The organism is Sphingopyxis sp. CR5, from assembly GCF_059693785.1.
The window spans coordinates 300389-319891 of record NZ_JCATIE010000001.1; the positions used below are offsets into that span (position 1 = coordinate 300389).

General features: G+C 65.6%; 27 protein-coding genes. 20 read left to right on the forward strand and 7 right to left on the reverse strand.

The annotated features are described in order from the left end of the window. Positions 1 to 154: 154 nt before the first annotated feature. The 10 genes from AC58D2_RS01325 (at position 155) to AC58D2_RS01370 (ending at position 3588) form a co-directional block, all read left to right on the forward strand. Positions 155 to 328 (forward strand): hypothetical protein, encoded by a 174-nt coding sequence (locus AC58D2_RS01325; RefSeq protein ID WP_497386579.1) that lies wholly within the window; start codon positions 155 to 157, stop codon positions 326 to 328. Positions 329 to 425: 97 nt separating this feature from the next. After that, positions 426 to 1088, forward strand: a complete 663-nt coding sequence (gene pspA / locus AC58D2_RS01330; protein ID WP_497386581.1) for a phage shock protein PspA — start codon at positions 426 to 428, stop codon at positions 1086 to 1088. Positions 1089 to 1100: 12 nt separating this feature from the next. Next, positions 1101 to 1376 carry an envelope stress response membrane protein PspB gene (pspB, locus tag AC58D2_RS01335; RefSeq protein WP_497386583.1) on the forward strand — a complete coding sequence of 92 codons (276 nt, stop codon included), beginning with the start codon at positions 1101 to 1103 and terminating at the stop codon, positions 1374 to 1376. A gap of 1 nt (position 1377) precedes the next feature. Further along, a complete protein-coding gene (gene pspC, locus AC58D2_RS01340) occupies positions 1378 to 1758 on the forward strand; it encodes an envelope stress response membrane protein PspC (RefSeq protein WP_089216944.1) in 381 nt (126 codons plus the stop codon). Between the two features lie 42 nt (positions 1759 to 1800). Beyond that, a complete protein-coding gene (locus AC58D2_RS01345) occupies positions 1801 to 2100 on the forward strand; it encodes a hypothetical protein (RefSeq protein ID WP_497386585.1) in 300 nt (99 codons plus the stop codon). Positions 2101 to 2116: 16 nt separating this feature from the next. Then, positions 2117 to 2437 (forward strand): hypothetical protein, encoded by a 321-nt coding sequence (locus AC58D2_RS01350; protein WP_497386587.1) that lies wholly within the window; start codon positions 2117 to 2119, stop codon positions 2435 to 2437. Between the two features lie 86 nt (positions 2438 to 2523). Beyond that, positions 2524 to 2721, forward strand: a complete 198-nt coding sequence (locus tag AC58D2_RS01355; RefSeq protein ID WP_497387151.1) for a hypothetical protein — start codon at positions 2524 to 2526, stop codon at positions 2719 to 2721. A gap of 26 nt (positions 2722 to 2747) precedes the next feature. Further along, positions 2748 to 2996, forward strand: coding sequence for a hypothetical protein (locus AC58D2_RS01360; protein WP_497386589.1), 249 nt, complete (start codon positions 2748 to 2750; stop codon positions 2994 to 2996). A 28-nt stretch (positions 2997 to 3024) separates the two neighbouring features. Beyond that, entirely contained in the window at positions 3025 to 3309 is a 285-nt protein-coding gene (locus AC58D2_RS01365; protein ID WP_497386591.1) for a hypothetical protein, read from the forward strand. Positions 3310 to 3333: 24 nt separating this feature from the next. Beyond that, complete coding sequence (locus AC58D2_RS01370; protein ID WP_497386593.1) at positions 3334 to 3588, forward strand: hypothetical protein; 255 nt, start codon at positions 3334 to 3336, stop codon at positions 3586 to 3588. 141 nt (positions 3589 to 3729) lie between these two features. Here AC58D2_RS01370 and AC58D2_RS01375 read toward each other — a convergent pair whose 3' ends face one another. Together AC58D2_RS01375 and AC58D2_RS01380 are read right to left on the reverse strand one after the other, a co-directional pair. After that, a complete protein-coding gene (locus AC58D2_RS01375; RefSeq protein WP_497386595.1) occupies positions 3730 to 5850 on the reverse strand; it encodes a M3 family metallopeptidase in 2121 nt (706 codons plus the stop codon). 415 nt (positions 5851 to 6265) lie between these two features. After that, positions 6266 to 7135, reverse strand: coding sequence for an SMP-30/gluconolactonase/LRE family protein (locus AC58D2_RS01380; protein ID WP_497386597.1), 870 nt, complete (start codon positions 7133 to 7135; stop codon positions 6266 to 6268). A 262-nt stretch (positions 7136 to 7397) separates the two neighbouring features. Here AC58D2_RS01380 and AC58D2_RS01385 point away from each other — a divergent pair, with 262 nt between their 5' ends. The 4 genes from AC58D2_RS01385 (at position 7398) to AC58D2_RS01400 (ending at position 11255) form a co-directional block, all read left to right on the forward strand. Beyond that, the gene (locus tag AC58D2_RS01385; RefSeq protein ID WP_497386599.1) at positions 7398 to 8552 is read left to right on the forward strand and encodes an acyl-CoA dehydrogenase family protein; all 1155 of its coding nucleotides are present in this window, start codon (positions 7398 to 7400) and stop codon (positions 8550 to 8552) included. A 159-nt stretch (positions 8553 to 8711) separates the two neighbouring features. Next, positions 8712 to 9881 carry an acetyl-CoA C-acetyltransferase gene (locus tag AC58D2_RS01390; RefSeq protein WP_497386601.1) on the forward strand — a complete coding sequence of 390 codons (1170 nt, stop codon included), beginning with the start codon at positions 8712 to 8714 and terminating at the stop codon, positions 9879 to 9881. Positions 9882 to 10033: 152 nt separating this feature from the next. Further along, positions 10034 to 10816: an SDR family NAD(P)-dependent oxidoreductase gene (locus AC58D2_RS01395; protein WP_497386603.1), complete on the forward strand. Its 783-nt coding sequence runs from the start codon at positions 10034 to 10036 to the stop codon at positions 10814 to 10816. A gap of 1 nt (position 10817) precedes the next feature. Further along, positions 10818 to 11255: an acyl-CoA thioesterase gene (locus AC58D2_RS01400; protein ID WP_497386605.1), complete on the forward strand. Its 438-nt coding sequence runs from the start codon at positions 10818 to 10820 to the stop codon at positions 11253 to 11255. A gap of 129 nt (positions 11256 to 11384) precedes the next feature. Here AC58D2_RS01400 and gmk read toward each other — a convergent pair whose 3' ends face one another. Further along, a complete protein-coding gene (gene gmk, locus AC58D2_RS01405; protein ID WP_497386607.1) occupies positions 11385 to 12047 on the reverse strand; it encodes a guanylate kinase in 663 nt (220 codons plus the stop codon). Between the two features lie 49 nt (positions 12048 to 12096). On the opposite strand from gmk, the gene AC58D2_RS01410 reads away from it, so the two are divergent. Further along, a complete protein-coding gene (locus AC58D2_RS01410) occupies positions 12097 to 12663 on the forward strand; it encodes a DUF2585 domain-containing protein (RefSeq protein ID WP_497387153.1) in 567 nt (188 codons plus the stop codon). 4 nt (positions 12664 to 12667) lie between these two features. Here the strand turns inward: AC58D2_RS01410 and AC58D2_RS01415 are convergent, their stop codons facing one another. From AC58D2_RS01415 to AC58D2_RS01430, 4 genes are read right to left on the reverse strand one after another with little or no spacing between them, the layout of a single operon-like run. Beyond that, positions 12668 to 13030, reverse strand: a complete 363-nt coding sequence (locus tag AC58D2_RS01415) for a hypothetical protein (RefSeq protein ID WP_497386609.1) — start codon at positions 13028 to 13030, stop codon at positions 12668 to 12670. Between the two features lie 21 nt (positions 13031 to 13051). Further along, the gene (gene fumC, locus AC58D2_RS01420; protein ID WP_497386611.1) at positions 13052 to 14467 is read right to left on the reverse strand and encodes a class II fumarate hydratase; all 1416 of its coding nucleotides are present in this window, start codon (positions 14465 to 14467) and stop codon (positions 13052 to 13054) included. Beyond that, the gene (locus AC58D2_RS01425) at positions 14464 to 14778 is read right to left on the reverse strand and encodes a hypothetical protein (protein ID WP_497386613.1); all 315 of its coding nucleotides are present in this window, start codon (positions 14776 to 14778) and stop codon (positions 14464 to 14466) included. Before AC58D2_RS01425 ends, fumC begins: the two co-directional genes overlap by 4 nt. A gap of 1 nt (position 14779) precedes the next feature. Beyond that, entirely contained in the window at positions 14780 to 15262 is a 483-nt protein-coding gene (locus tag AC58D2_RS01430) for an SspB family protein (protein WP_497386615.1), read from the reverse strand. 86 nt (positions 15263 to 15348) lie between these two features. Here AC58D2_RS01430 and hisB point away from each other — a divergent pair, with 86 nt between their 5' ends. The 5 genes from hisB (at position 15349) to AC58D2_RS01455 (ending at position 19488) form a co-directional block, all read left to right on the forward strand. Next, positions 15349 to 15936, forward strand: a complete 588-nt coding sequence (gene hisB / locus AC58D2_RS01435) for an imidazoleglycerol-phosphate dehydratase HisB (RefSeq protein ID WP_497386617.1) — start codon at positions 15349 to 15351, stop codon at positions 15934 to 15936. Positions 15937 to 15945: 9 nt separating this feature from the next. Then, the gene (gene hisH / locus AC58D2_RS01440) at positions 15946 to 16602 is read left to right on the forward strand and encodes an imidazole glycerol phosphate synthase subunit HisH (RefSeq protein ID WP_497386619.1); all 657 of its coding nucleotides are present in this window, start codon (positions 15946 to 15948) and stop codon (positions 16600 to 16602) included. Positions 16603 to 16747: 145 nt separating this feature from the next. Continuing rightward, positions 16748 to 17479 carry a 1-(5-phosphoribosyl)-5-[(5-phosphoribosylamino)methylideneamino]imidazole-4-carboxamide isomerase gene (gene hisA / locus AC58D2_RS01445; protein ID WP_497386621.1) on the forward strand — a complete coding sequence of 244 codons (732 nt, stop codon included), beginning with the start codon at positions 16748 to 16750 and terminating at the stop codon, positions 17477 to 17479. A gap of 124 nt (positions 17480 to 17603) precedes the next feature. Continuing rightward, a complete protein-coding gene (gene hisF, locus AC58D2_RS01450; RefSeq protein WP_497386623.1) occupies positions 17604 to 18368 on the forward strand; it encodes an imidazole glycerol phosphate synthase subunit HisF in 765 nt (254 codons plus the stop codon). 43 nt (positions 18369 to 18411) lie between these two features. Continuing rightward, positions 18412 to 19488, forward strand: coding sequence for a calcium:cation antiporter (locus tag AC58D2_RS01455; protein WP_497386625.1), 1077 nt, complete (start codon positions 18412 to 18414; stop codon positions 19486 to 19488). Positions 19489 to 19503 lie beyond the last annotated feature (15 nt).

Here is a 19503-nt window from a genome sequence, read left to right on the forward strand (position 1 = left end):
CGCTGATTGGCAAGGTAAATCGACTTCCAGCCCGAATCCGGGAGGGAGTTGGGCGGTTTTCAGCGATTTTGGCCAATTGGCACGGTCCCTGCACGGATTGGGACGAACCGGCGCAAGATCGTGCCGGCGCAGTCAGAACAGGGAAGGTTGAACCATGAAGACGATGTTTGCCCAGGCCGTCACTTTCGCGCTCAGCGCGGCGGGAGCGCTTGCCATCCTCGTCGGCGTGATCGACCATCCCCAGATCGCCGTGAGCGCTACCGGACACCCCGTCGGCACGCTCGCGGTGATCGCTGCGGCTTCCCCGGCGGTCGGCCACATGGCCTGACCGGCTCTGGTGCCGGGGCACTCTCCCCCCTTGCCCCGCCCCGGCACCAGCATTCATTCAAGGTCTCGAAAAACAGTTTCGATCAGGAGTTAGCATAATGGGTATTTTCTCACGAACCCGCGACATCATCGCCGCCAACGTCACCGATTTGCTCGACCGCGCGGAAGATCCCGAAAAGATGATCCGCCAGATCATCTTCGAGATGAACGAGACGCTGGTCGAGGTGCGCGCCTCCGCCGCCCGCACGATCGCGGATCAAAAGGAAATGCGTCGCCACATCAGCAAGCTCGAAAGCCTGCAGGACAGCTGGAAGGAAAAGGCCGAACTCGCGCTGTCGAAGGACCGCGAAGACCTGGCCACCGCCGCGCTCGTCGAAAAGCAGAAGGCCGGCGACATGGCCGAAAAGCTGAAGGCCGAGATCGCGGTCCTCGACGACGCGCTCAAGGGCTATGAGGCCGACATCGCCAAGCTGCAGAAGAAGCTCAGCGAAGCGCGGGCGCGCCAGTCGGGCATCGTCAACCGCCTCGAAAGCGCCGAAAACCGTTACAAGCTGCGCGAGATGACGAGCGGCGACCGGGTCGAAGACGCGTTCTCGCGCTTCGAAGTGCTCGAACGCCGCGTCGACGAGGCCGAAGGCCGCGCCGAAGCGCTGGGCCTCGGCTACAAGAAGTCGCTCGACGAAGAGATCGCCGAGTTGCAGGCCGCCGACAAGGTCGCCGACGAACTCGCCGCGCTGAAGGCCGCGCAGGGCAAGAAATAAGGAGCCGGACCGATGGAAGAAGTCATCATTGTCCCGATCGTCATCGGAACGCTCTTCCTCGGTCTGCCCTGGCTGATCCTCCACTATATCACCAAGTGGAAGCAGGCCAAGACGCTGACCGGAGAAGACGAACAGCTCCTCGACGAACTTTACGATACGGCTCGCCGGCTCGAGAATCGTCTTCATACCGTCGAACGCATCATCAGCGCCGACCATCCCGATTTCCGCCCCGCGGTACGCAGCGATGAAGACCTGGCGCAACTTGAAAACATGACCCGGAGGAATTGAGATGTCTGCCAGCCGCACGAAATTCTATCTCGACAAGCAGAACGCCAAGTGGAGCGGCGTGTGCGCGGGGATCGCGGACTACAGCGGCATCGACGCGCTGTGGGTCCGGGTCGGCGCGGTGCTGCTCACGCTGATGGGCGGTTTCCCCTGGACGCTGATCGCCTATTGGCTCGTCGCCTGGATGGCGACGCCCAAGCCCTTCGCCCTCTATGCCACGCAGGAAGAGGCGAAGTTCTGGCAGGGCGTGCGCTCGAACCCCAGCGCCTCGACCCGCGACATCCGCTCGCGCTTCCGCGACATCGATCGCCGGCTTGCCGACATCGAACAATATTACACCAGTCACAACCGCCGCCTTGCCGACGAGATCGACGCGCTGCGCTGAGCAGGAACCGATCGGGCAACGGGGTCAACAGGGAGAATGGAAATGAGTTGGGGCAGCCCGTCCTTCGTCCTCATAATCATCGGGATGTCGATGGTTGGATGGATGGTGACGACCTGCATGCGCGCCAAGCATGGCTATCCGGTCGAGAATGAATGGGGTGAAACGGTTCATCGAACCGCCCCCGACGCTGATCGAAAAATCGCCTTGCTCGAAAACGACAATGCCAAGCTCGCCGACAAGATCGTCCGGCTCGAGGAACGCATTTCGGTGCTCGAACGCATCGCGACCGAAACCGGCGGACAGGCGGCGCAGCTCGCCGAGCAGATCGACCGGCTGCGCTGACAGGGAGGATTGGACAATGGATTTTATTTTGCTGAAGGAAACGATCGCTCCCGTCGCAGTGATCATCGCTCTCGCGGCGATCGCCGGCTGGGTCTTTACCACCTGGCTCCGCGTCAAGAACGGCTATCCGCTCGACGGCGCGTGGGGGCAGGCGGTCTATCCCAAAACCAGCGACGAGGCGATGGAGCGCGTCAAGCTGATCAGCCAGGAAAATGCCCAGCTGCGCGCCGAACTCGGCTCGGTCAAGGATCGCCTCGCGGTGGTCGAGCGCATCGTCACCGACGAAGGGCACCGCATCAGCGCCGAGATCGAGGCGCTGCGGCGCCCGGCGAACTGAGGAACGAAACGATGAACGGCTATTTCATTCTCGGCTTTTTCTTCATCGTGGTCGGCATCCCGGTGATCCTGGGCGTCGGCGGCGACATGTACAGGCGCCACCTGAAGTTCAAGGAAAAGCAGCTTCAGGCGATCAGCAACGAGACCGCCGAAAAGGCCGCGCAATATGCCGCGCACACCGAACGGCTGGAACAGCGCATGCGCGTCCTCGAACGCATCGTCACCGACCGCGGTATCGAGGTCGCGGACGAGATCGAGAAGCTGCGCGACGCGCCGCTCAACTGACAGGAAAGATTGAGAGGAGATGCGCCATGGGTGACGAAATCTGGATCTTGATCCCGCTCGCTCCCTTCGTCCTTACGGGCTTCATCGTCTGGTCGAAGCATCAGCAGAAGATGATCGAGAAGCAGTCCGAGATGACGGCGGAAAAGGCGGCGCAATATGCGACGCAGACCGAAAAGCTGGAGGCGCGCGTGCGCGTCCTCGAACGCATCGTGACCGACCGCGGCATCGATGTGGCCGACGAAATCGAAAAGCTGCGCGACGCGCCGCTCAACTAATACGACAGACACGAAAGGATCCTCCCCCATGAACCCGTTTGAAATGGTCATCGGCATCGTCCTCATCGTGACGATCGGCAGCGTCGTTCGCGCCAAATATGGTGTGCATCCGGGCGGGTCCCGTGGGCGCCGCGGCCTTTACGGCCCCGATGCCGTGCCGCCGCGCGACGATGCCGAGACCAAGGCGTTGCAGGCCGAGATCCGCGCGCTCAAGGACCGCATCCAGGTGCTCGAACGCATTGCCACCGACAACAACCGCGCCGTCAGCCTCGACGAGGAAATCGAGAAGCTGCGCGACCGGTCCCATCCGTAACAGCGACGAAGAAGGAGCCGATCCATGGGCACCATGACGTCCGACCTCACCACCAACCTGCTGACCGCATCGGTCGCGCTCTCCGCGCTCGCGATCGTCAGCCTCGTCGCGCTGCGCGGCTGGCGGGACTGGATCCAGCTCAAGCGCGAGGAACTGGCCGCGGGACACGTCCCGGCGCAGGATCCCACGGTCCCGCACGCCGGCTCGCGCATCGAGATCGCCGACCTCAAGGAACGGCTGCGCAAGCTCGAAGCGATCGCGGCGGGGGTCGACCTCTGACACGTCCCGCGTCCGGGCCTGCGACCGGACGCGCCTGACCGCCGCGACGCGCGGGCCGCGCGCATCGCCTGCACGGCCCGGCGGCCCTCTCCGACAACGACAACAAAGGGGGCCGAAGCCCCCTCTGCCCGATAGCCCGGTCTATTCGGTAGGAAAGCCCCGCCGTTTGAGCAGCGCCTTCACATCGGGGTCGCGGCCGCGGAAGGCGCGATAGGCTTCGGCTCGGTCGGTTTCGTTGCCGGTCATCAGCAGGATCGTGCGGAACCGGTCGGCGACCTTGCGGTCCCACGGTCCGCCGGCTTCCATGAAGGCCGCCCAGGTGTCGGCGTCCATCGTTTCGGACCACAGATAGCTGTAATAGCCCGCCGAATAGGCGTCGGAGCTGAACAGATGGCCGAACTGCGGCAGCCGGTGCCGCATCACGATTTCCTTCGGCATCCCGATGTCGGCGAGCGTGTCGCGCTCGAACGCGTCGATGTCGGTCACCGGTTCGGTGCGGTCGTGCAGCTTCATGTCGACGATCGCGCTCGCCAGATATTCGACCGTATCGAAGCCCTGGTTGAACTTCTGGCTCGCCAGGATCTTGTCGACCAGCGCCTGCGGCATCGGCTCGCCAGTCTTGTAGTGCGTCGCGTATTTCGACAGCACTTCGGGCGTCAGCAGCCAATTCTCGTTCACCTGGCTGGGATATTCGACGAAGTCGCGCGGCACGCCCGCCAGCCACGGATATTTGACGTGCTGGAGCAGGTAATGGATGCCGTGGCCGAATTCGTGGAACAGCGTCGAGGCATCGTCCAGGCTGACCAGCGTCGGTTCGCCCTTCGCCCCCTCGGTGAAATTATTGTTGTTGGAGGCCAGGACATTGCGGTCGCCGCCCAGCGTCTGCTGGCTGCGATAGGTCGTCATCCACGCACCCGAGCGTTTGCCGTCGCGCGCGAAATTGTCGAGATAGAGCACCCCGACATTCTCGTTCGTCTTCAGGTTATAGACCTCGAAAGTCTTTACCTTGGGATCGAACACCGGGATGGTTCCCGTATTTTCGCGGAAGCCCAGATCATAGAGCCGCCCCGCCGACCAGAACATCGCGTCGCGCAGCTTGTCGAGCTGGAGATAGGGCTTCACCTCGCTTTCATCGAGGTCGTATTTCGCCTTGCGCACCTTTTCCTGGTAATAGCGATAGTCCCACGGCTCGATGCTGATCTTCGGCCCCTTGCCGGCCTTTGCCTCGGCGTCGGCGATCGCCTGCATATCGGCGACCTCTTCGTGGACGCGCGCGACCGCCGCGGGCCAGACCTTCATCATCAGGTCCATCGCATGTTCGGGGGTCTTCGCCATCGTGTCCGCCATGCGGTAGTCGGCGTGGGTGTCGAAGCCGAGCAGTTCGGCGCGCGCCTGGCGCAGCTTCAGGATTTCGGCGATCGTCGCGTTCGTATCGTTCGCGTCGCCATTGTCGCCGCGATTGACGAACGCGCGCCACACCGTTTCGCGAAGCGCGCGATTCGTCGCATTCTGCAGCACCGGCTGCGCCGACGAGCGGGTATTCTTGATCGCCCATTGGCCGGGCTTGCCCTGCGCCTCGGCAGCGGCGGCGAGCGAGGCGACGAAGGCGGGCTCGAGCCCGCCCAATTCGGCCTTGTCGGTGACGAACGTATAGAGCTTTTCGTCGGCGAGCAGCTTCGACGAAAAGGTAGAGAACAGCCCTTCGAGCTTCGAATTCATCCCGACCAGCTTCGCCTTGTCGGCGGGAGACAGATTGGCGCCGTCGCGGACCATCTCGTCATAGCTGCGTTCGACGATGCGGATCTGCTGCGCGTCGAGCCCGCGGTCGTGGCGCGTGTCGTATATCGCCTTGTAGCGCGCGAAGAGTTTGGGATCGAGATTGAGTTCGGTGAAGAAGCTCGACAGCTTCGGGCTCCATTCGGCGTCGATTTCCTCGACGCGCGGCGTCGACTTGTTCGACGTCTGCACGCCCCACAGTGCGAAGAGCCGTTCCATCGTCTCGCCGGCGAGCATCATCGGCACAAACGTATTGTCGAAGGTCGGCGCGTCGGGATTGTCGATCACCGCCTGCACTTCGGCCTTCGTCTCGGCCATCGCCTTTTCGAACGCGTCGGGGAAGAGTTCGGGGTCGAGCTTGTCCCACGGCGGCACGCCCTCATAGGGGCCGGTCCAGGGGGCGAGCAGCGGGTTGCCGCTGGCGGGCGCGCTCGCGGCCGGCGCGGCGGAGGGTTCGGTGGCGGTGGCGGGGGTCTGGCTGTCCATGCCCGCATAACCCGCGAAAAGCGCGGTGGATGCAAGCAACATCGACAGGGACCGGTGGGGGGACGCGGAACGCGACATCTGTTATCTCCCGGGGGCTTTGGTTTCGGACGAAACCATGTCGAGGTGCCTTAACCCGATAGGGCGGCACGGCGCAAGCTGGCGAGGTCGGGCCGGCGGATAATCCAAGCGTGGCTGAGTGTCCGGATTGGGGTGTGGAGCGGACGTTCGGCCAAACCCCTCCTCTTCAGAGGAGGGGCTTAAGAACGTTACCGTCCGTTCACTGATATTCGTCATCCCGGACTTGATCCGGGATCCATAGCAGCGCCGAAGTCATGGACCCCGGATCAAGTCCGGGGTGACGAGGAAAGGAAGGTCAGCCTCCAGTCGCTTTCCCCATCGCAAATCGTCGCGCGGTTCAGCCGCCAAAGCCCGGCTGGGCAATCCCCGGCACATCGACGCGGAAGGTGAAGAGGCCCCCCGCGTGCGGCTGGCGTGCGCGCTCCTCGTCGGTGAGATTCTTGCCCGCGCTGGTGACGAAGGCGGTGCGCAGATCGGGACCGCCCAGCGTGATCATCGACGGACGCTGCACCGGCAGGTCGACGGTCTGGAGCAGTTCGCCCGCGGCCGACAGGCGCACGACGCGCCACCCGTCCCACAGCGCCGACCAATAGCAGCCCTCGGCGTCGACCGTGCCGCCGTCGGGGCGGCCGGTGCCATGCTCGAACTGGTGGAAGAGGCGGCCTTTGCCGAGCAGACCCGTGACCGGATCGACGTCATAGGCTTTCAAGGCGTGGGTCGGCGTGTCGGCGTGATAGAAGATGCGGCCGTCGGGACTGAACGCCGCGCCATTGCTCGTCAGCAGCCCGCCGAAGACAGTGTACAGGGACCCGTCGGGGTCGAGCCGATAGAGATGCGCGGCCGGGTTGGCCTTGTCGCTCGTCACGCTGCCGACCCAGAAGCGCCCGGCGGCGTCGACGCAGGCATCGTTGCAGCGTTGTTCGGGAATGTCGGCGAGCATTTGCGGTCCGAAGGCGCGCGGTGTGTCGCCCCACGTATCGATCAGCGCGCAGCCGTCCTTCAATCCGGCGATCAGCCCGCCGCCGGCGCGCGGCCCGATGCAGCCGACCGGACCATCGAGCTGCATCACCTCGTCGACGCCGGTCGCGGGGTCGGTGCGATGGATGCGATGCGCGTCGATGTCGACCCAATAGAGGCGTCCGTCGGCGCCGTTCCAGCGCGGCGATTCGCCCAGCAGCGCGCGGGCGTCGAGAAGCAGGTCAACCATGTGCGCGCCTTAGCGCGGGCCGGCGCCGCTGCCCAGCGTCGCAGACCTATTCGTCGCGCCCGCGCAGGCGGGGGCCGCTGTCGGTTCACACAGCCTCGCAGGAAAGGCGGCCTGCGGCCCCCGCCTGCGCGGTGGCGAGGGGCAACAAGTTTCATGCCGTAGCGGCATTTCCACTTGACGTGGACGTAAACGTAAGGTCCATTGGCCCTCGAAGGACGCGCCGCGATGCGCGGCCATTTGCCGCGAACGGGAAAGGAAGATCATGTCGCTCGATAATCTGTCGCGCACCGCCTATAACGAGGACCATGAGGCGTTCCGCGCGACGGTGCGCCAGTTCCTCGAAAAGGAAGTCGCCCCGAATCAGGCGAAATGGTCCGAGGACAAGATCGTCCCCAAGGCGCTGTGGCCCAAGGCGGGCGAGATCGGCATGCTTTGCCCGACGGTGCCCGAGGAATATGGCGGGCTGGGCCTCGACTTCGGCTATAATGCGATCGTCGACGAGGAAAGCGCCTATTACGGCCGCGTCACCACCGGCTTTTCGCTCCAGTCGGATATCGTCGCCAATTATATCGTCCGCTATGGCAGCGAAGAGCAGAAGAAGCACTGGCTGCCCAAGATGGTCGCCGGCGAGGTCGTGACCGCGATCGCGATGACCGAGCCGGGCACCGGCAGCGACCTTCAGGGGATGCGCACCACCGCGAAGAAGGATGGCAATCATTATGTCATCAACGGGTCGAAAACCTATATCACCAACGGACAGAATGCCGACCTGATCCTGGTCTGCGCCAAGACCGATACCGAGGTGCAGCCGGCGTGGAAGGGCGTGTCGATCGTCCTTGTCGAGGCGGAGCGCGAAGGGTTCGAGCGCGGCCGCAACCTCGACAAGATCGGGCAGGACGAAGCCGACACGTCAGAGCTGTTCTTCAACGACGTCCGCGTCCCGATCACCAACTGCCTGGGCGAAGAGGGGCAGGGCTTCATCTATCTGATGAGCGAACTGCCGCAGGAACGCCTGTCGATCGCGGTCAGCGCGCAGGCGTCGGCGCAGCGCGCTTTCGACGATACGGTCGACTATACCCGCGACCGCAAGGCGTTCGGCAAGCCGATCCTCGACTTCCAGAACAGCCGTTTCGTCCTCGCCGATCTGAAGGCCAAGCTGCAGGTTGGCTGGGCGCATCTCGATTGGGCGCTCGCGCGCCACATGAAAAAGGAACTCACCCCCGAAGAGGGCGCCGCGGCGAAGCTGTGGCACACCGACCTGCAGTGGGAAGTGATGGACAAGTGCCTCCAGCTGTTCGGCGGCGCGGGCTATATGAACGAATATCCGATCGCCCGCGCGTGGCGCGCGGCGCGCGTGACGCGCATCTTCGGCGGTACGAACGAGATCATGAAGGAACTGATCGGGCGGAAATTATAATCCCCTCCCGCTTGCGGGAGGGGCAGCGAGACTTGGGAGCTCGCTCCCTAGTCGCAGCGGGGTGGGTCCGCTCACCCCCGGATGTTTGCTCCGCTCGCGGCCCACCCCTAGCCCCTCCCGCAAGCGGGAGGGGGATTGATGCAGGAAAGGAACTCCCCAATGGCTACAGCTTATATCGTCGACGCGGTTCGCACCGCCGGCGGCCGCCGCGGCGGTCGGCTTGCGGGGGTCCACCCCGTCGACCTCGGAGCCGCAGTCTATGACGCGATCGCCGACCGCAACGATTTCGACACTGCGGCGATCGACGACGTCATCACCGGCTGCGTCAGCCAGGGCGGCGAGCAGACGATGGACCTTGGCCGCAATGCCGTCCTCGCCTCGAAGCTGCCCGATTCGATCCCCGCGGTGACGATCGACCGCCAGTGCGGGTCGTCGCAGCAGGCGATGATGTTCGCCGCCCAGGCGGTGATGTCGGGGACGCAGGATATCGTCCTTGCGAGCGGGATCGAGAGCATGACGCGCGTGCCGATGGGCAGCGTCGCGACCTTGTTCATGAAGGAAGGGCTCGGCAATTACAAATCGCCGCGGCTCGAGGAAAAATATCCCGGCATCATGTTCAGCCAGTTCATGGGCGCCGAGATGATCGTCAAGAAGCATGGCTTCACCAAGGACGATCTCGACGCCTTCGCGCTCGAAAGCCATCGCCGCGCGAGGGCCGCGACCGAAGCGGGCAAGTTCGAGCGCGAGGTCGTGCCGATCGCGATCGAAACCCCCGAAGGCAGCGAGATGCACAGGATCGACGAGGGCATCCGCTTCGACGCGACGCTCGAGGGTATCGCGGGTGTGAAGCTGCTCCAGGAGGGCGGCACGATCACCGCTGCGTCGAGCTCGCAGATCTGCGACGGCGCCTCGGCGGCGCTGATCGTCTCCGAACAGGCGCTGAAGGATCACGGCCTGACTCCGCGTGCGCGCATCCACCACATCTCGGTGACCGCGGGCGATCCGGTGATCATGCTCGAAGAGCCGCTGTTCGCGACCGAAAAGGCGCTGAAGAAGGCGGGGATGACCATCGGCGACATCGACGCCTATGAGGTCAACGAGGCGTTCGCGCCGGTGCCGCTCGCGTGGATGAAATATCTCGGCGCCGATCACGCGCGGCTCAACGTCCACGGCGGCGCGATCGCGCTCGGCCACCCGCTCGGCGCTTCGGGCACCAAGCTGATGGCGACACTGCTCGGCGTGCTCGATGCGACCGGCGGCAAATACGGCCTCCAGACGATGTGCGAAGGCGGCGGCCAGGCCAACGTCACCATCGTCGAGCGGCTGTAACGATCCAAGCCCCTCCCCTTCAGGGGAGGGGCAGCGAGACTTGCGGGCTTGCCCGCTAGTCGCAGCGGGGTGGGCCGATCAGCCTGGCACCCCGCTGCGACCCCTACCCCAACCCCTCCCCTGAAGGGGAGGGGCTTTAAGGAGAGCCTCAAATGAAACTCGATTCCACCGTATCCGCCGTCGTCACCGGCGGCGCTTCGGGCCTCGGCGCGGCGACCGCGCGCGCGCTTGCCGCCAAGGGCGTCAAGGTCGCGATCTTCGACTTGCAGGAAGAGAAGGGCGTCGCCATCGCCAACGAAATCGGCGGCGTTTTCTGCGAATGCAACGTCACCGACGACGCCAGCGTCGATGCGGCCTTCGCCAAGGCGCGCGAGGCGATCGGGCAGGAGCGCATCCTCGTCAACTGCGCGGGCACCGGCAATGCGATCAAGACCGCGAGCCGCAGCAAGGAAGACGGCAGCATCAAGCATTTCCCGCTCGATGCGTTCAACTGGATCATCCAGATCAACCTCGTCGGCACCTTCCGCTGCATCGCCAAGTCGGCGGCGGGGATGCTGACGCTCGACCCGATGGAAGACGGCGAGCGCGGCGCGATCGTCAACACCGCGAGCGTCGCGGCCGAGGATGGCCAGATCGGCCAGGCGGCCTATTCGGCGTCGAAGGGCGGCGTCGTCGGCATGACGCTTCCCGTTGCGCGCGACCTGGCTAGCGAGAGCATCCGCGTCAACACGATCCTGCCCGGCATCTTCGACACCCCGCTGCTCGCCGGCGCGCCGCAGAATGTCCGCGACGCGCTCGGCGCCTCGGTGCTCAACCCGAAGCGACTCGGCAATCCCGACGAATATGCCGCGCTCGCGATGTGCATGATCGAAAACGGCTATTTCAACGGCGAGGACGTGCGCCTCGACGGCGGCATCCGCATGGGCCCGCGCTGATATGGCGAAACCGGAGAGCTGGCGGCTGAACCCCGCCAGCTACCCCGTCTGCGAGAGCTTCCAGACGCGGTTTCAGGACATGGACATCAACGGCCACCTCAACAATGTGGCCTTTGCCGCGCTGTTCGAAAGCGGCCGCGTGCTGATGAATCGCCGCATCCGCCCCTTCGGCGACCGCCCCGCGAACGAGCGCACGATGGTCGCCGCGGTCGAGATCAACTATCTGGCCGAAGGCAATTTCCCCGACCCGGTCGAGATCGCCACCGGCATCGGCCGCATCGGCACCTCGAGCTGGACGATCGTCCAGGCGATGTTCCAGAACGGCCGCTGCATCGCGACCTGCGACACCGTGGTCGTGTGCCGCACCGACGGGCAGGCAAAGCCGCTGCGTGCGGAGATGGTGGCGGAGCTCGAAGCGAATCTGGCGCGGGCGGGCTGAAGGGTCGTTGCGTCGAAAACAGGGTGCTCCCGCGAAGGCGGGAGCCCATCTCCGGCCGATGCGATTTTAAGCGGGCGGGAGATGGGTCCCCGCCTTCGCGGGGACGCACGATCATAATGCGCCGGAGGGCTACAGCGTCGGATCGGCCTCGGGCACCGAGCGGATCAGGTCGCGCGCGAAACCGATCAGGCCGACTTGGCGGCGGCGCTTCAGCCGTTCGGCGCGCAGGATCGCCTTCACCTCGTCGAAACAGCCTTCGACATCGTCGTTGATCAGCACATAATCATAGCCGTCCCAGTGGCTGATCTCGTTCGCCGCGCGCGCCATGCGCGCCGATATCACCTCGTCGCTGTCGGTCTTGCGCGCGCGGAGGCGGCGCTCGAGTTCGTCCATCGTCGGCGGCAGGATGAAGACGCGCACGACGTCGGGGCCGGCCTCTTGATACAGCTGCTGCGCGCCCTGCCAGTCGATGTCGAACAGCACGTCCTTTCCCGCCGCGAGCAATTCCTCGACCCGCGCGCGGGGCGTGCCATAGCGGTGGCCGAAGACATGCGCCCATTCCAGGAATTCGCCGTCGGCCGCCATCGTCTTGAAGGTGTCGACATCGACGAAATGATAATCGACCCCGTCCTTCTCGCCCGGCCGCATCGGGCGCGTCGTGGCCGAGATCGACAGCGCGATGTCGGGATCGCCCGCCAGCATCTTTTTCGAAATGGTGGTCTTTCCCGCGCCCGACGGGGAGGATAGGACGAACAACACGCCGCGGCGATCGAGATGCATAGTTTCAGCCATTGGGGCTATTTGCGCGAGGGAGCGCGGCGGTCAAGCGCGAAGGGGCAGGATCATCTTCGGAATTTCACGCAAGGGCTGGTTCGTCGCGGCGGCGCTGATGCTGCTTTTCACCGCCATATTGTTCGCGATGGGGCGCCCGCCGATCTGCCCGTGCGGCACGGTCAGCCTGTGGCACGGCACCGTCCAGTCGAACCAGAACAGCCAGCAGGTGTCGGACTGGTACAGCTTCAGCCACATCATCCACGGCTTCATCTTTTTCGGCCTGTCGCGCTGGCTGATGCCCCGCGCGCCGTTGGGCGCCGCGCTGGCGCTCGCGATCGGGGTCGAAGGCGCGTGGGAGATATTGGAAAATTCGCCCATCATCATCGACCGCTATCGCGAGGTGACGATGGCCTATGGCTATGCGGGCGATTCGATCCTCAATTCGGTGAGCGACGCCGGTTTCATGATTCTCGGCTTTCTCGCCGCAAGCCGGATGCGCTGGTGGGCGACGCTGGCGATCGCGATCGTCTTCGAACTCTTCACCCTCTGGACGATCCGCGACAATCTGACACTCAACGTGCTGATGCTCGTCGCGCCGGTCGAGGCGGTGAAAGAGTGGCAGGCAGGCGGCTGACCCGTCAGTGAACCGATGGCCGGGGGGCGCCGTTCGCCTCGACGGGAATCGCGGGCGGCAGGGCGTCGCCGATCTGACGACCGTCGGGTGCGTCGATGCCCGCGTAGACATCGACCACGCCCTCCGACGCCGCTTTCGGGTCGGCCGCATGCGCCGCTTCCGCGGCGCGGCGCGCGTCTGCGCGATCGGCCCACTTCTTGGTCAGATAAGCGGCGGCGGCGGTCGCCGCGATCACCGCATAGCGCTGGGGGAACAGGCGCCGTGCCGCGAACAGCGTGCCGGCGCCGATCATCGCCCCGGCCACCGGATGTCCCTTTTCGTGCCCGATCCCGCGGCCGAGCAGGCTGCCGACGATGCGTGCCATCATTGTCACTCTCCTTCGACGCTATCAATCCGCGACGGGCGATTCGGGTTCCGAACCCAGCATCGTGCGCGGATCGACCAGCCGGTCGAACGTCGCCGGGTCGACATAGCCCAGGTCCAGCGCCGCTTCGCGAAGCGTGGTGCCGCGTTCGTGCGCCTGCTTGGCGATCTTGGCGGCCTTGTCATAGCCGATTTCGGGCGCCAGCGCGGTGACGAGCATCAGCGACCGATCGACCAGATCGGCGATCCGCGCCTCGTTCGCCTCGATCCCCTCGACGCAGCGCATCGCAAAACTCTCCATGCCCGTCGCGAGCAGGTCGATCGACCGCAGCACATTGGCGCCGATCAGCGGCTTGAAGACGTTGAGTTCGAGATGACCCTGCATACCGCCGACCGTCACCGCCTGGTGGTTGCCGATCACCTGGGCCGCGACCATCGTCAGCATTTCGCACTGGGTCGGGTTGACCTTGCCCGGCATGATCGAGCTGCCCGGTTCGTTCGCGGGCAGCGACAGTTCGCCGAGCCCCGCGCGCGGTCCCGATCCGAGCAGGCGAATGTCGTTGGCGATCTTGGTCAGCGCGACCGCCAGCGTGTTGAGGCGCCCCGACAGATCGACGAGCACGTCGTGGCTGGCCAGCGCCTCGAACTTGTTCGGCGCGCTCACAAAGGCGACACCGGTGATCGCCGCGATTTCGGTCGCAAAGTCCTCGGCGAACCCGGCGGGCGCGTTGAGCCCGGTCCCGACCGCGGTGCCGCCCTGCGCGAGCCGGGTGATCGCATGGTCGATCATCGGTTCGGTACGCGTCCGGCACAGCCTGAGCTGCGCGTAATAGCCCGAAAATTCCTGCCCCAGCGTCAGCGGTGTCGCGTCCTGCAAATGGGTGCGGCCGATCTTGACGATCCCGTCCCACGCCTTTGCCTTGGCGAGCAGTGCGTCCATCAGCCGATCGAGCGCGGGCATCAGCCGGCGCCGCATGGCCAGCGTCGCGGCGACGTGCAGCGCGGTGGGGAAACTGTCGTTCGACGACTGGCTGCGGTTGACGTCGTCGTTGGGATGCACGGGCGCCTTGCCGCCGCGCGCGCCGGTCAGCATTTCATTGGCGCGCCCCGCGATCACCTCGTTGACGTTCATGTTGCTCTGGGTACCGCTGCCGGTCTGCCAGATGACGAGCGGGAACTGCTCGTCGTGCCTGCCGGCGACGACTTCCTGGGCCGCCGCCTCGATCGCGTCGGCCTTTTCGGCCGACAGGCCGTGCCTGCGGTTGACGCGCGCCGCCGCCTGTTTGACCAGCGCGAGCGCGTGGACGATCTCCACCGGCATCCGTTCGCGGGCGCCAAAGGGGAAATTCTCTATCGACCGCTGCGTCTGCGCGCCCCAATAGGCGTCGGCCGGCACCGCTATCTCGCCGATGCTGTCGCTTTCGATCCGCGTTTCGCTCATCCCAATATCATCCTCGTCACCAGCACCGCGCCGACCCAGATCGCCGCGACCAGCCCCAGCATCTGCCAATAGCCGCCGTCACCGACGCGCCGTTTCAGCCATGCCGCCGCGACCCAGACGAGCAGAAGCGCGGGGGTCAGGGCAAACAGGCTGAACCGCAACAGGCCGTCGGCGATCTGTCCGCGCGGATAATGGCTCTCGATATAGGCATAGCCTTCGGCACCCCACCAAAAGGCGGCGGTCAGCACCACCATCCCGGCGAGTGCCCAATATTGCCAGAACCGGCTGGGGGGCCAGGACGGGCCCGCCACGCTATTTCCGCTTGCCGAAATCCACCGTCACGACGTTCGATCCGTCCTCGCTCGAAACGTCGGGACGGTCGTTGTCGGGCTCGTCATGCGGCTCGGGATCGGCCAGCTCGTCTTCGCTCACCTGGAATTGCAGGCCGAAATCGACCGAGGGATCGACGAAGGCGGTGATCGCCGCATAGGGAATGGTCAGCATCGTCGGGGTCTGGTTGAACGACAGGCCGACGCTGAAATGATCGTCCTCGACCGACAGGTCCCAGAAACGGTTCTGGAGCACGATGGTCATTTCGTCGGGGAATTTGGCGATCAGATGCCCCGGAATCGCGACGCCGGGCGCCTGCGTCTTGAAGGTGATATAGAAATGATGCTCGCCGGGCAGGCTTTCCTGGCCTTCGACCTGACTCAGGACGCGGCCGACCACGGCGCGCAGCGCGTCCTGCACGATTTCGTCATAGGGAATCAGGCTGTCGCGAACGTCTTCACTCATGGCGGTGGGGGATGAACGGCGCGCGTTCGCTGGTCAAGAGGGGAGAGTCACCTTGCGCGGCGAAAAGTGAGTGCTATGGGGGCGCCATGCGAACCGCCACCGTCCAGCGCACGACCAAGGAAACGGATATCGCCATCACCGTCAATCTCGACGGAAGCGGCGACTATTCGGTGTCCACCGGCATCGGTTTCCTCGACCATATGGTCGAACAATTGTCGCGCCACTCGCTGATCGACATTGCGATGCAGGTAAAGGGCGACCTCCACATCGACCAGCACCACACGGTCGAGGACAGCGCGCTCGCGCTGGGCGAAGCGGTGGCCAAGGCGCTTGGCGACAAGCGCGGCATCGCCCGCTATGGCGAGGCGCATGCGCCGATGGACGAGACGCTGACCCGCTGCGTCCTCGACATTTCGGGGCGCCCGCACTGCGTCTATAGATCGGCCTTCTCGCAGCCGCGGCTGGGGGAAATGGATACCGAGCTGTTTCCGCACTGGTTCCACAGTTTCGCGCAGACCGCGGGCATCACGCTCCACATCGAAACCCTGTATGGCGAGAACAACCACCACATCGCCGAGAGCCTGTATAAGGCGCTGGCGCGCGCGCTGCGCCAGGGCGTCGAGATCGACCCGCGCAAGGGCGATGCGATCCCGTCGACCAAGGGGGTTCTTTAGGATTCTCCGATGAGCGCCATTGCCCTGATCGACTATGGCGCCGGCAACCTTCGTTCGGTGCACAACGCGCTTGTCGCGGCGGGCGCCGAGGATGTTGCGGTGACGGCCGATCCCCATCTCGTCGGGCGGGCCGACCGCATCGTGCTGCCCGGCGTCGGCGCGTTCGCGGCCTGCATGAACGGGCTGGCCGCCATCCCCGGCCTGATCGAGGCGATGGACCGGCGCGTGCGCGGCGAAGGCGCCCCCTTCCTGGGCATCTGCGTCGGGATGCAATTGCTCGCCGACGCGGGCGAAGAGCATGGGATGCACCAGGGGCTCGGCTGGATCGGCGGAACGGTGCGGCGTTTTGAGGAAGGTTTCGGGTATCGGTTTCCGCATATGGGGTGGAATGACGTCGTTCCCCTTGCCGGGGAAGTCGGGAAGCCAGCCGCCAACGATTTGGCAGGAGCTTGCCATCCTGTCCTTGGGTTCGGCGAAGCCTATTTCCTGCATGGCTATTATTTTCAGGCAAGTCAGCCGCGCGACGTTCTGGCATTAAGCGACCACAGCATCATGTTCCCGGCAGCGGTCGGCCGCGACAATATTCTGGGCGTCCAGTTCCACCCCGAAAAGAGCCAGGCCTATGGCCTCGCGACGTTGGAAAGATTTCTCGCATGGCGCCCGTAATTTCCGCCCTCCCCTTCAGGGGAGGGCAGCGAGACTTGCGAACTTGTTCGCTAGTCGCAGCGGGTGGGGGCCATCGGCCTTGCGCCACCGCGCTGGCCCCCACCCCAACCCCTCCCCTGAAGGGGAGGGGCTTTAGGAACATGCCATGCCGCTGACCATTTTCCCCGCGATCGACCTGAAGGGCGGGCAGGTGGTGCGGCTCGCCGAGGGTGATATGGCGCGCGCCACCGTCTATGGCGACGACCCCGCCGCGCAGGCCCGCCTGTTCGCCGGCGCCGGCGCGACGCACCTGCATGTCGTCGATCTCGACGGCGCGTTCGCGGGGGAAAGCGTCAATGGCGCGGCGGTCGAATCCATCGTCGCGGCCTTTCCGGGCAAGGTTCAGGTCGGCGGCGGTATCCGCGACCGCGCCGGGGTCGACCGCTGGCTCGCGCTCGGCGCCTGCCGCGTCGTCATCGGTACCGCGGCCTTGAAAGACCCGGACTTCGTCAAATCGGCGGCGCGCGACATGCCGGGGCGGATCGTCGTCGGGGTCGACGCGCGCGACGGGATGGTCGCGACCGAGGGCTGGGCGGATGTTTCCGACGTGCGGGTCGAGGATCTGGCGCGCCGCTTCGAGGATGCGGGCGTCGCGGCGCTGCTTTTCACCGACGTCGGTCGCGACGGGCTGCTGAAAGGATGCAATGTCGAGGCCACGGTCGCGCTCGCGCGGGCGGTCGATATTCCGGTGATCGCGAGCGGCGGCGTCGCCGATATCGGGGATATTCACGCGCTGCGGCCGCACGTCGCCGACGGCATCGAAGGCGTGATTACCGGCCGCGCGCTCTATGACGGCCGCCTCGGCCTGGCCGAAGCGATTGCGGCGGGGCGGGCGTGAGGGTGGGCGCCATCCTTTTTTCCGTTTGCCCTGAGCCTGTCGAAAGGCCGTCCTTCTTTGACATCGAAGAGGAGAAGGGTGCTTCGACAAGCTCAGCACAAACGGATTTTGGATATATTTTTCCATGACCGTCCGCGTCCGCGTCATCCCCTGCCTCGACGTCGCCGACGGGCGCGTCGTCAAGGGCGTCAATTTCGTCGACCTGCGCGACGCGGGGGACCCGGTCGAGGCCGCGCGCGCCTATGACGCTGCGGGCGCCGACGAGCTGTGCTTCCTCGACATCAGCGCCAGCCACCAGGGGCGCGGCACCCTGCTCGAGATGGTGAGCCGCACCGCCGAAGTGTGCTTCATGCCGCTGACCGTCGGCGGCGGCGTGCGCAGCGCCGAGGATGCGCGCGCGCTGCTGCTCGCAGGCGCCGACAAGGTCGCGGTGAACAGCGCCGCGGTTGCGCGGCCCGAGCTCGTCGCCGACATCGCCGACCGCTTCGGCAGCCAGTGCGCGGTCGGCAGCATCGACGCGCGCCGCGTTGGCGAGGGGCGCTGGGAAATCTTCACCCACGGCGGGCGGACGCCGACCGGGGTCGATGCGCTCGATCATGCCGTCCGCCTGGCCGAACTCGGCGCCGGCGAACTGCTCGTCACCAGCATGGACCGCGACGGGACCAGGGACGGCTACGACCTTGCGCTGACCCGCGCGATCGCCGATGCGGTGAGCGTGCCGGTGATCGCGAGCGGCGGGGTCGGCAATCTCGACCATCTCGTCGCCGGCGTCCTCGAAGGCGGGGCAAGCGCGGTGCTCGCCGCCAGCATCTTCCATTTCGGCGAGGCAAGGATCGCCGACGCGCACGCCCGCCTCGCCGCGGCCGGACTTCCCGTCCGCGCGCATTGATTGCGGGCTGGCGCTCCGGCGGGGCGGCTGCAATAAGCGGCGTATGACGAGCCCGATCCGCCGCTATGCCCCCGAAGCCTTTCCCATCCTGGGTTTCGTGGCGGCGCTTGCGAGCTTCGCCATGCCGCTCAATCCCTTCCTGGTCGGGCTGGTTCTGGCCGGTGCGGTCGTCGCGGCGGTCCATCATGCCGAGGTCATCGCGCACCGCGTCGGCGAGCCGTTCGGCACGCTGATCCTCGCGCTTGCGGTGACGGTGATCGAGGTCGGGCTGATCCTGACGCTGATGCAGGCCGAACCCGGCAAGGCGGCGACGCTGGCGCGCGATACGGTGTTCGCGGCGGTGATGGTGATCCTCAACCTGCTGATGGGGCTCTGCCTGCTCAGCGGCGCGATCCGCCACCACGAACAGCGGTTTCAGCGTACCGGCATCGGCGCGGCGCTCGCGACGCTGACCGTGCTGACGGTCGTCACGCTGGTGCTGCCCAATTTCACCTCGAGCGCCGCCGGACCGCGCTATTCGGACGCACAGCTCGCCTTTGTCGCGGCGGTGTCGCTGATCCTCTATGCGACCTTTGCGCTCGTGCAGACGGTGCGGCACCGCGATTATTTCCTGCCCGATGGCGAGGCACAGGACGAACCCGACGCGCATGCCGCGCCGCCGGACAACCGGCGCACGGCCTTGTCGGGCGCTCTGTTGCTCGCCAGCCTGTTCGCGGTGGTGATGCTCGCCAAAAACCTCTCGCCGGTGATCGGCGACCTGCTCGCGGCGGCCGGGGCACCCCCGGCGGTGCTCGGCGTGCTGATCGCGGCGTTGATCCTCGCGCCCGAGGGGCTGGCGGCGGTGCGCGCGGCGAAGGCCGATCGGTTGCAGACCAGCCTCAACCTCGCGCTGGGATCGGCGCTCGCGACGATCGGACTGACGATCCCGGCGGTCGCGATCCTGTCGATCGTCGCCGACATGCCGATCAGCCTGGGCCTCGACGCCAAATCGACGGTGTTGCTGTTCCTGTCGCTGATCGTCGCGTCGCAGACGCTGGCGAATGGGCGGACGACGGTGCTGCAGGGCACGATCCACCTGATGCTGTTCGCGATCTACCTGTTCACGACCTTCGTGCCTTGACTTGAACCGTCCCCG

What these genes read in the sequence shown, in the direction of transcription:
- AC58D2_RS01400 (WP_497386605.1), top strand. Translation starts at nt 10,818, where the DNA reads ATGGCGAAACCGGAGAGCTGGCGGCTGAACCCCGCCAGCTACCCCGTC.
- AC58D2_RS01380 (WP_497386597.1), bottom strand. Translation starts at nt 7,135, where the DNA reads ATGGTTGACCTGCTTCTCGACGCCCGCGCGCTGCTGGGCGAATCGCCG.
- pspB (WP_497386583.1), top strand. Translation starts at nt 1,101, where the DNA reads ATGGAAGAAGTCATCATTGTCCCGATCGTCATCGGAACGCTCTTCCTC.
- hisF (WP_497386623.1), top strand. Translation starts at nt 17,604, where the DNA reads ATGACCGTCCGCGTCCGCGTCATCCCCTGCCTCGACGTCGCCGACGGG.
- AC58D2_RS01390 (WP_497386601.1), top strand. Translation starts at nt 8,712, where the DNA reads ATGGCTACAGCTTATATCGTCGACGCGGTTCGCACCGCCGGCGGCCGC.
- hisA (WP_497386621.1), top strand. Translation starts at nt 16,748, where the DNA reads ATGCCGCTGACCATTTTCCCCGCGATCGACCTGAAGGGCGGGCAGGTG.
- pspC (WP_089216944.1), top strand. Translation starts at nt 1,378, where the DNA reads ATGTCTGCCAGCCGCACGAAATTCTATCTCGACAAGCAGAACGCCAAG.
- AC58D2_RS01325 (WP_497386579.1), top strand. Translation starts at nt 155, where the DNA reads ATGAAGACGATGTTTGCCCAGGCCGTCACTTTCGCGCTCAGCGCGGCG.
- gmk (WP_497386607.1), bottom strand. Translation starts at nt 12,047, where the DNA reads ATGGCTGAAACTATGCATCTCGATCGCCGCGGCGTGTTGTTCGTCCTA.
- hisH (WP_497386619.1), top strand. Translation starts at nt 15,946, where the DNA reads ATGAGCGCCATTGCCCTGATCGACTATGGCGCCGGCAACCTTCGTTCG.
- AC58D2_RS01385 (WP_497386599.1), top strand. Translation starts at nt 7,398, where the DNA reads ATGTCGCTCGATAATCTGTCGCGCACCGCCTATAACGAGGACCATGAG.
- AC58D2_RS01415 (WP_497386609.1), bottom strand. Translation starts at nt 13,030, where the DNA reads ATGATGGCACGCATCGTCGGCAGCCTGCTCGGCCGCGGGATCGGGCAC.
- AC58D2_RS01455 (WP_497386625.1), top strand. Translation starts at nt 18,412, where the DNA reads ATGACGAGCCCGATCCGCCGCTATGCCCCCGAAGCCTTTCCCATCCTG.
- hisB (WP_497386617.1), top strand. Translation starts at nt 15,349, where the DNA reads ATGCGAACCGCCACCGTCCAGCGCACGACCAAGGAAACGGATATCGCC.
- pspA (WP_497386581.1), top strand. Translation starts at nt 426, where the DNA reads ATGGGTATTTTCTCACGAACCCGCGACATCATCGCCGCCAACGTCACC.
- AC58D2_RS01430 (WP_497386615.1), bottom strand. Translation starts at nt 15,262, where the DNA reads ATGAGTGAAGACGTTCGCGACAGCCTGATTCCCTATGACGAAATCGTG.
- AC58D2_RS01360 (WP_497386589.1), top strand. Translation starts at nt 2,748, where the DNA reads ATGGGTGACGAAATCTGGATCTTGATCCCGCTCGCTCCCTTCGTCCTT.
- fumC (WP_497386611.1), bottom strand. Translation starts at nt 14,467, where the DNA reads ATGAGCGAAACGCGGATCGAAAGCGACAGCATCGGCGAGATAGCGGTG.
- AC58D2_RS01370 (WP_497386593.1), top strand. Translation starts at nt 3,334, where the DNA reads ATGGGCACCATGACGTCCGACCTCACCACCAACCTGCTGACCGCATCG.
- AC58D2_RS01395 (WP_497386603.1), top strand. Translation starts at nt 10,034, where the DNA reads ATGAAACTCGATTCCACCGTATCCGCCGTCGTCACCGGCGGCGCTTCG.
- AC58D2_RS01375 (WP_497386595.1), bottom strand. Translation starts at nt 5,850, where the DNA reads ATGGACAGCCAGACCCCCGCCACCGCCACCGAACCCTCCGCCGCGCCG.
- AC58D2_RS01355 (WP_497387151.1), top strand. Translation starts at nt 2,524, where the DNA reads ATGTACAGGCGCCACCTGAAGTTCAAGGAAAAGCAGCTTCAGGCGATC.
- AC58D2_RS01365 (WP_497386591.1), top strand. Translation starts at nt 3,025, where the DNA reads ATGAACCCGTTTGAAATGGTCATCGGCATCGTCCTCATCGTGACGATC.
- AC58D2_RS01345 (WP_497386585.1), top strand. Translation starts at nt 1,801, where the DNA reads ATGAGTTGGGGCAGCCCGTCCTTCGTCCTCATAATCATCGGGATGTCG.
- AC58D2_RS01350 (WP_497386587.1), top strand. Translation starts at nt 2,117, where the DNA reads ATGGATTTTATTTTGCTGAAGGAAACGATCGCTCCCGTCGCAGTGATC.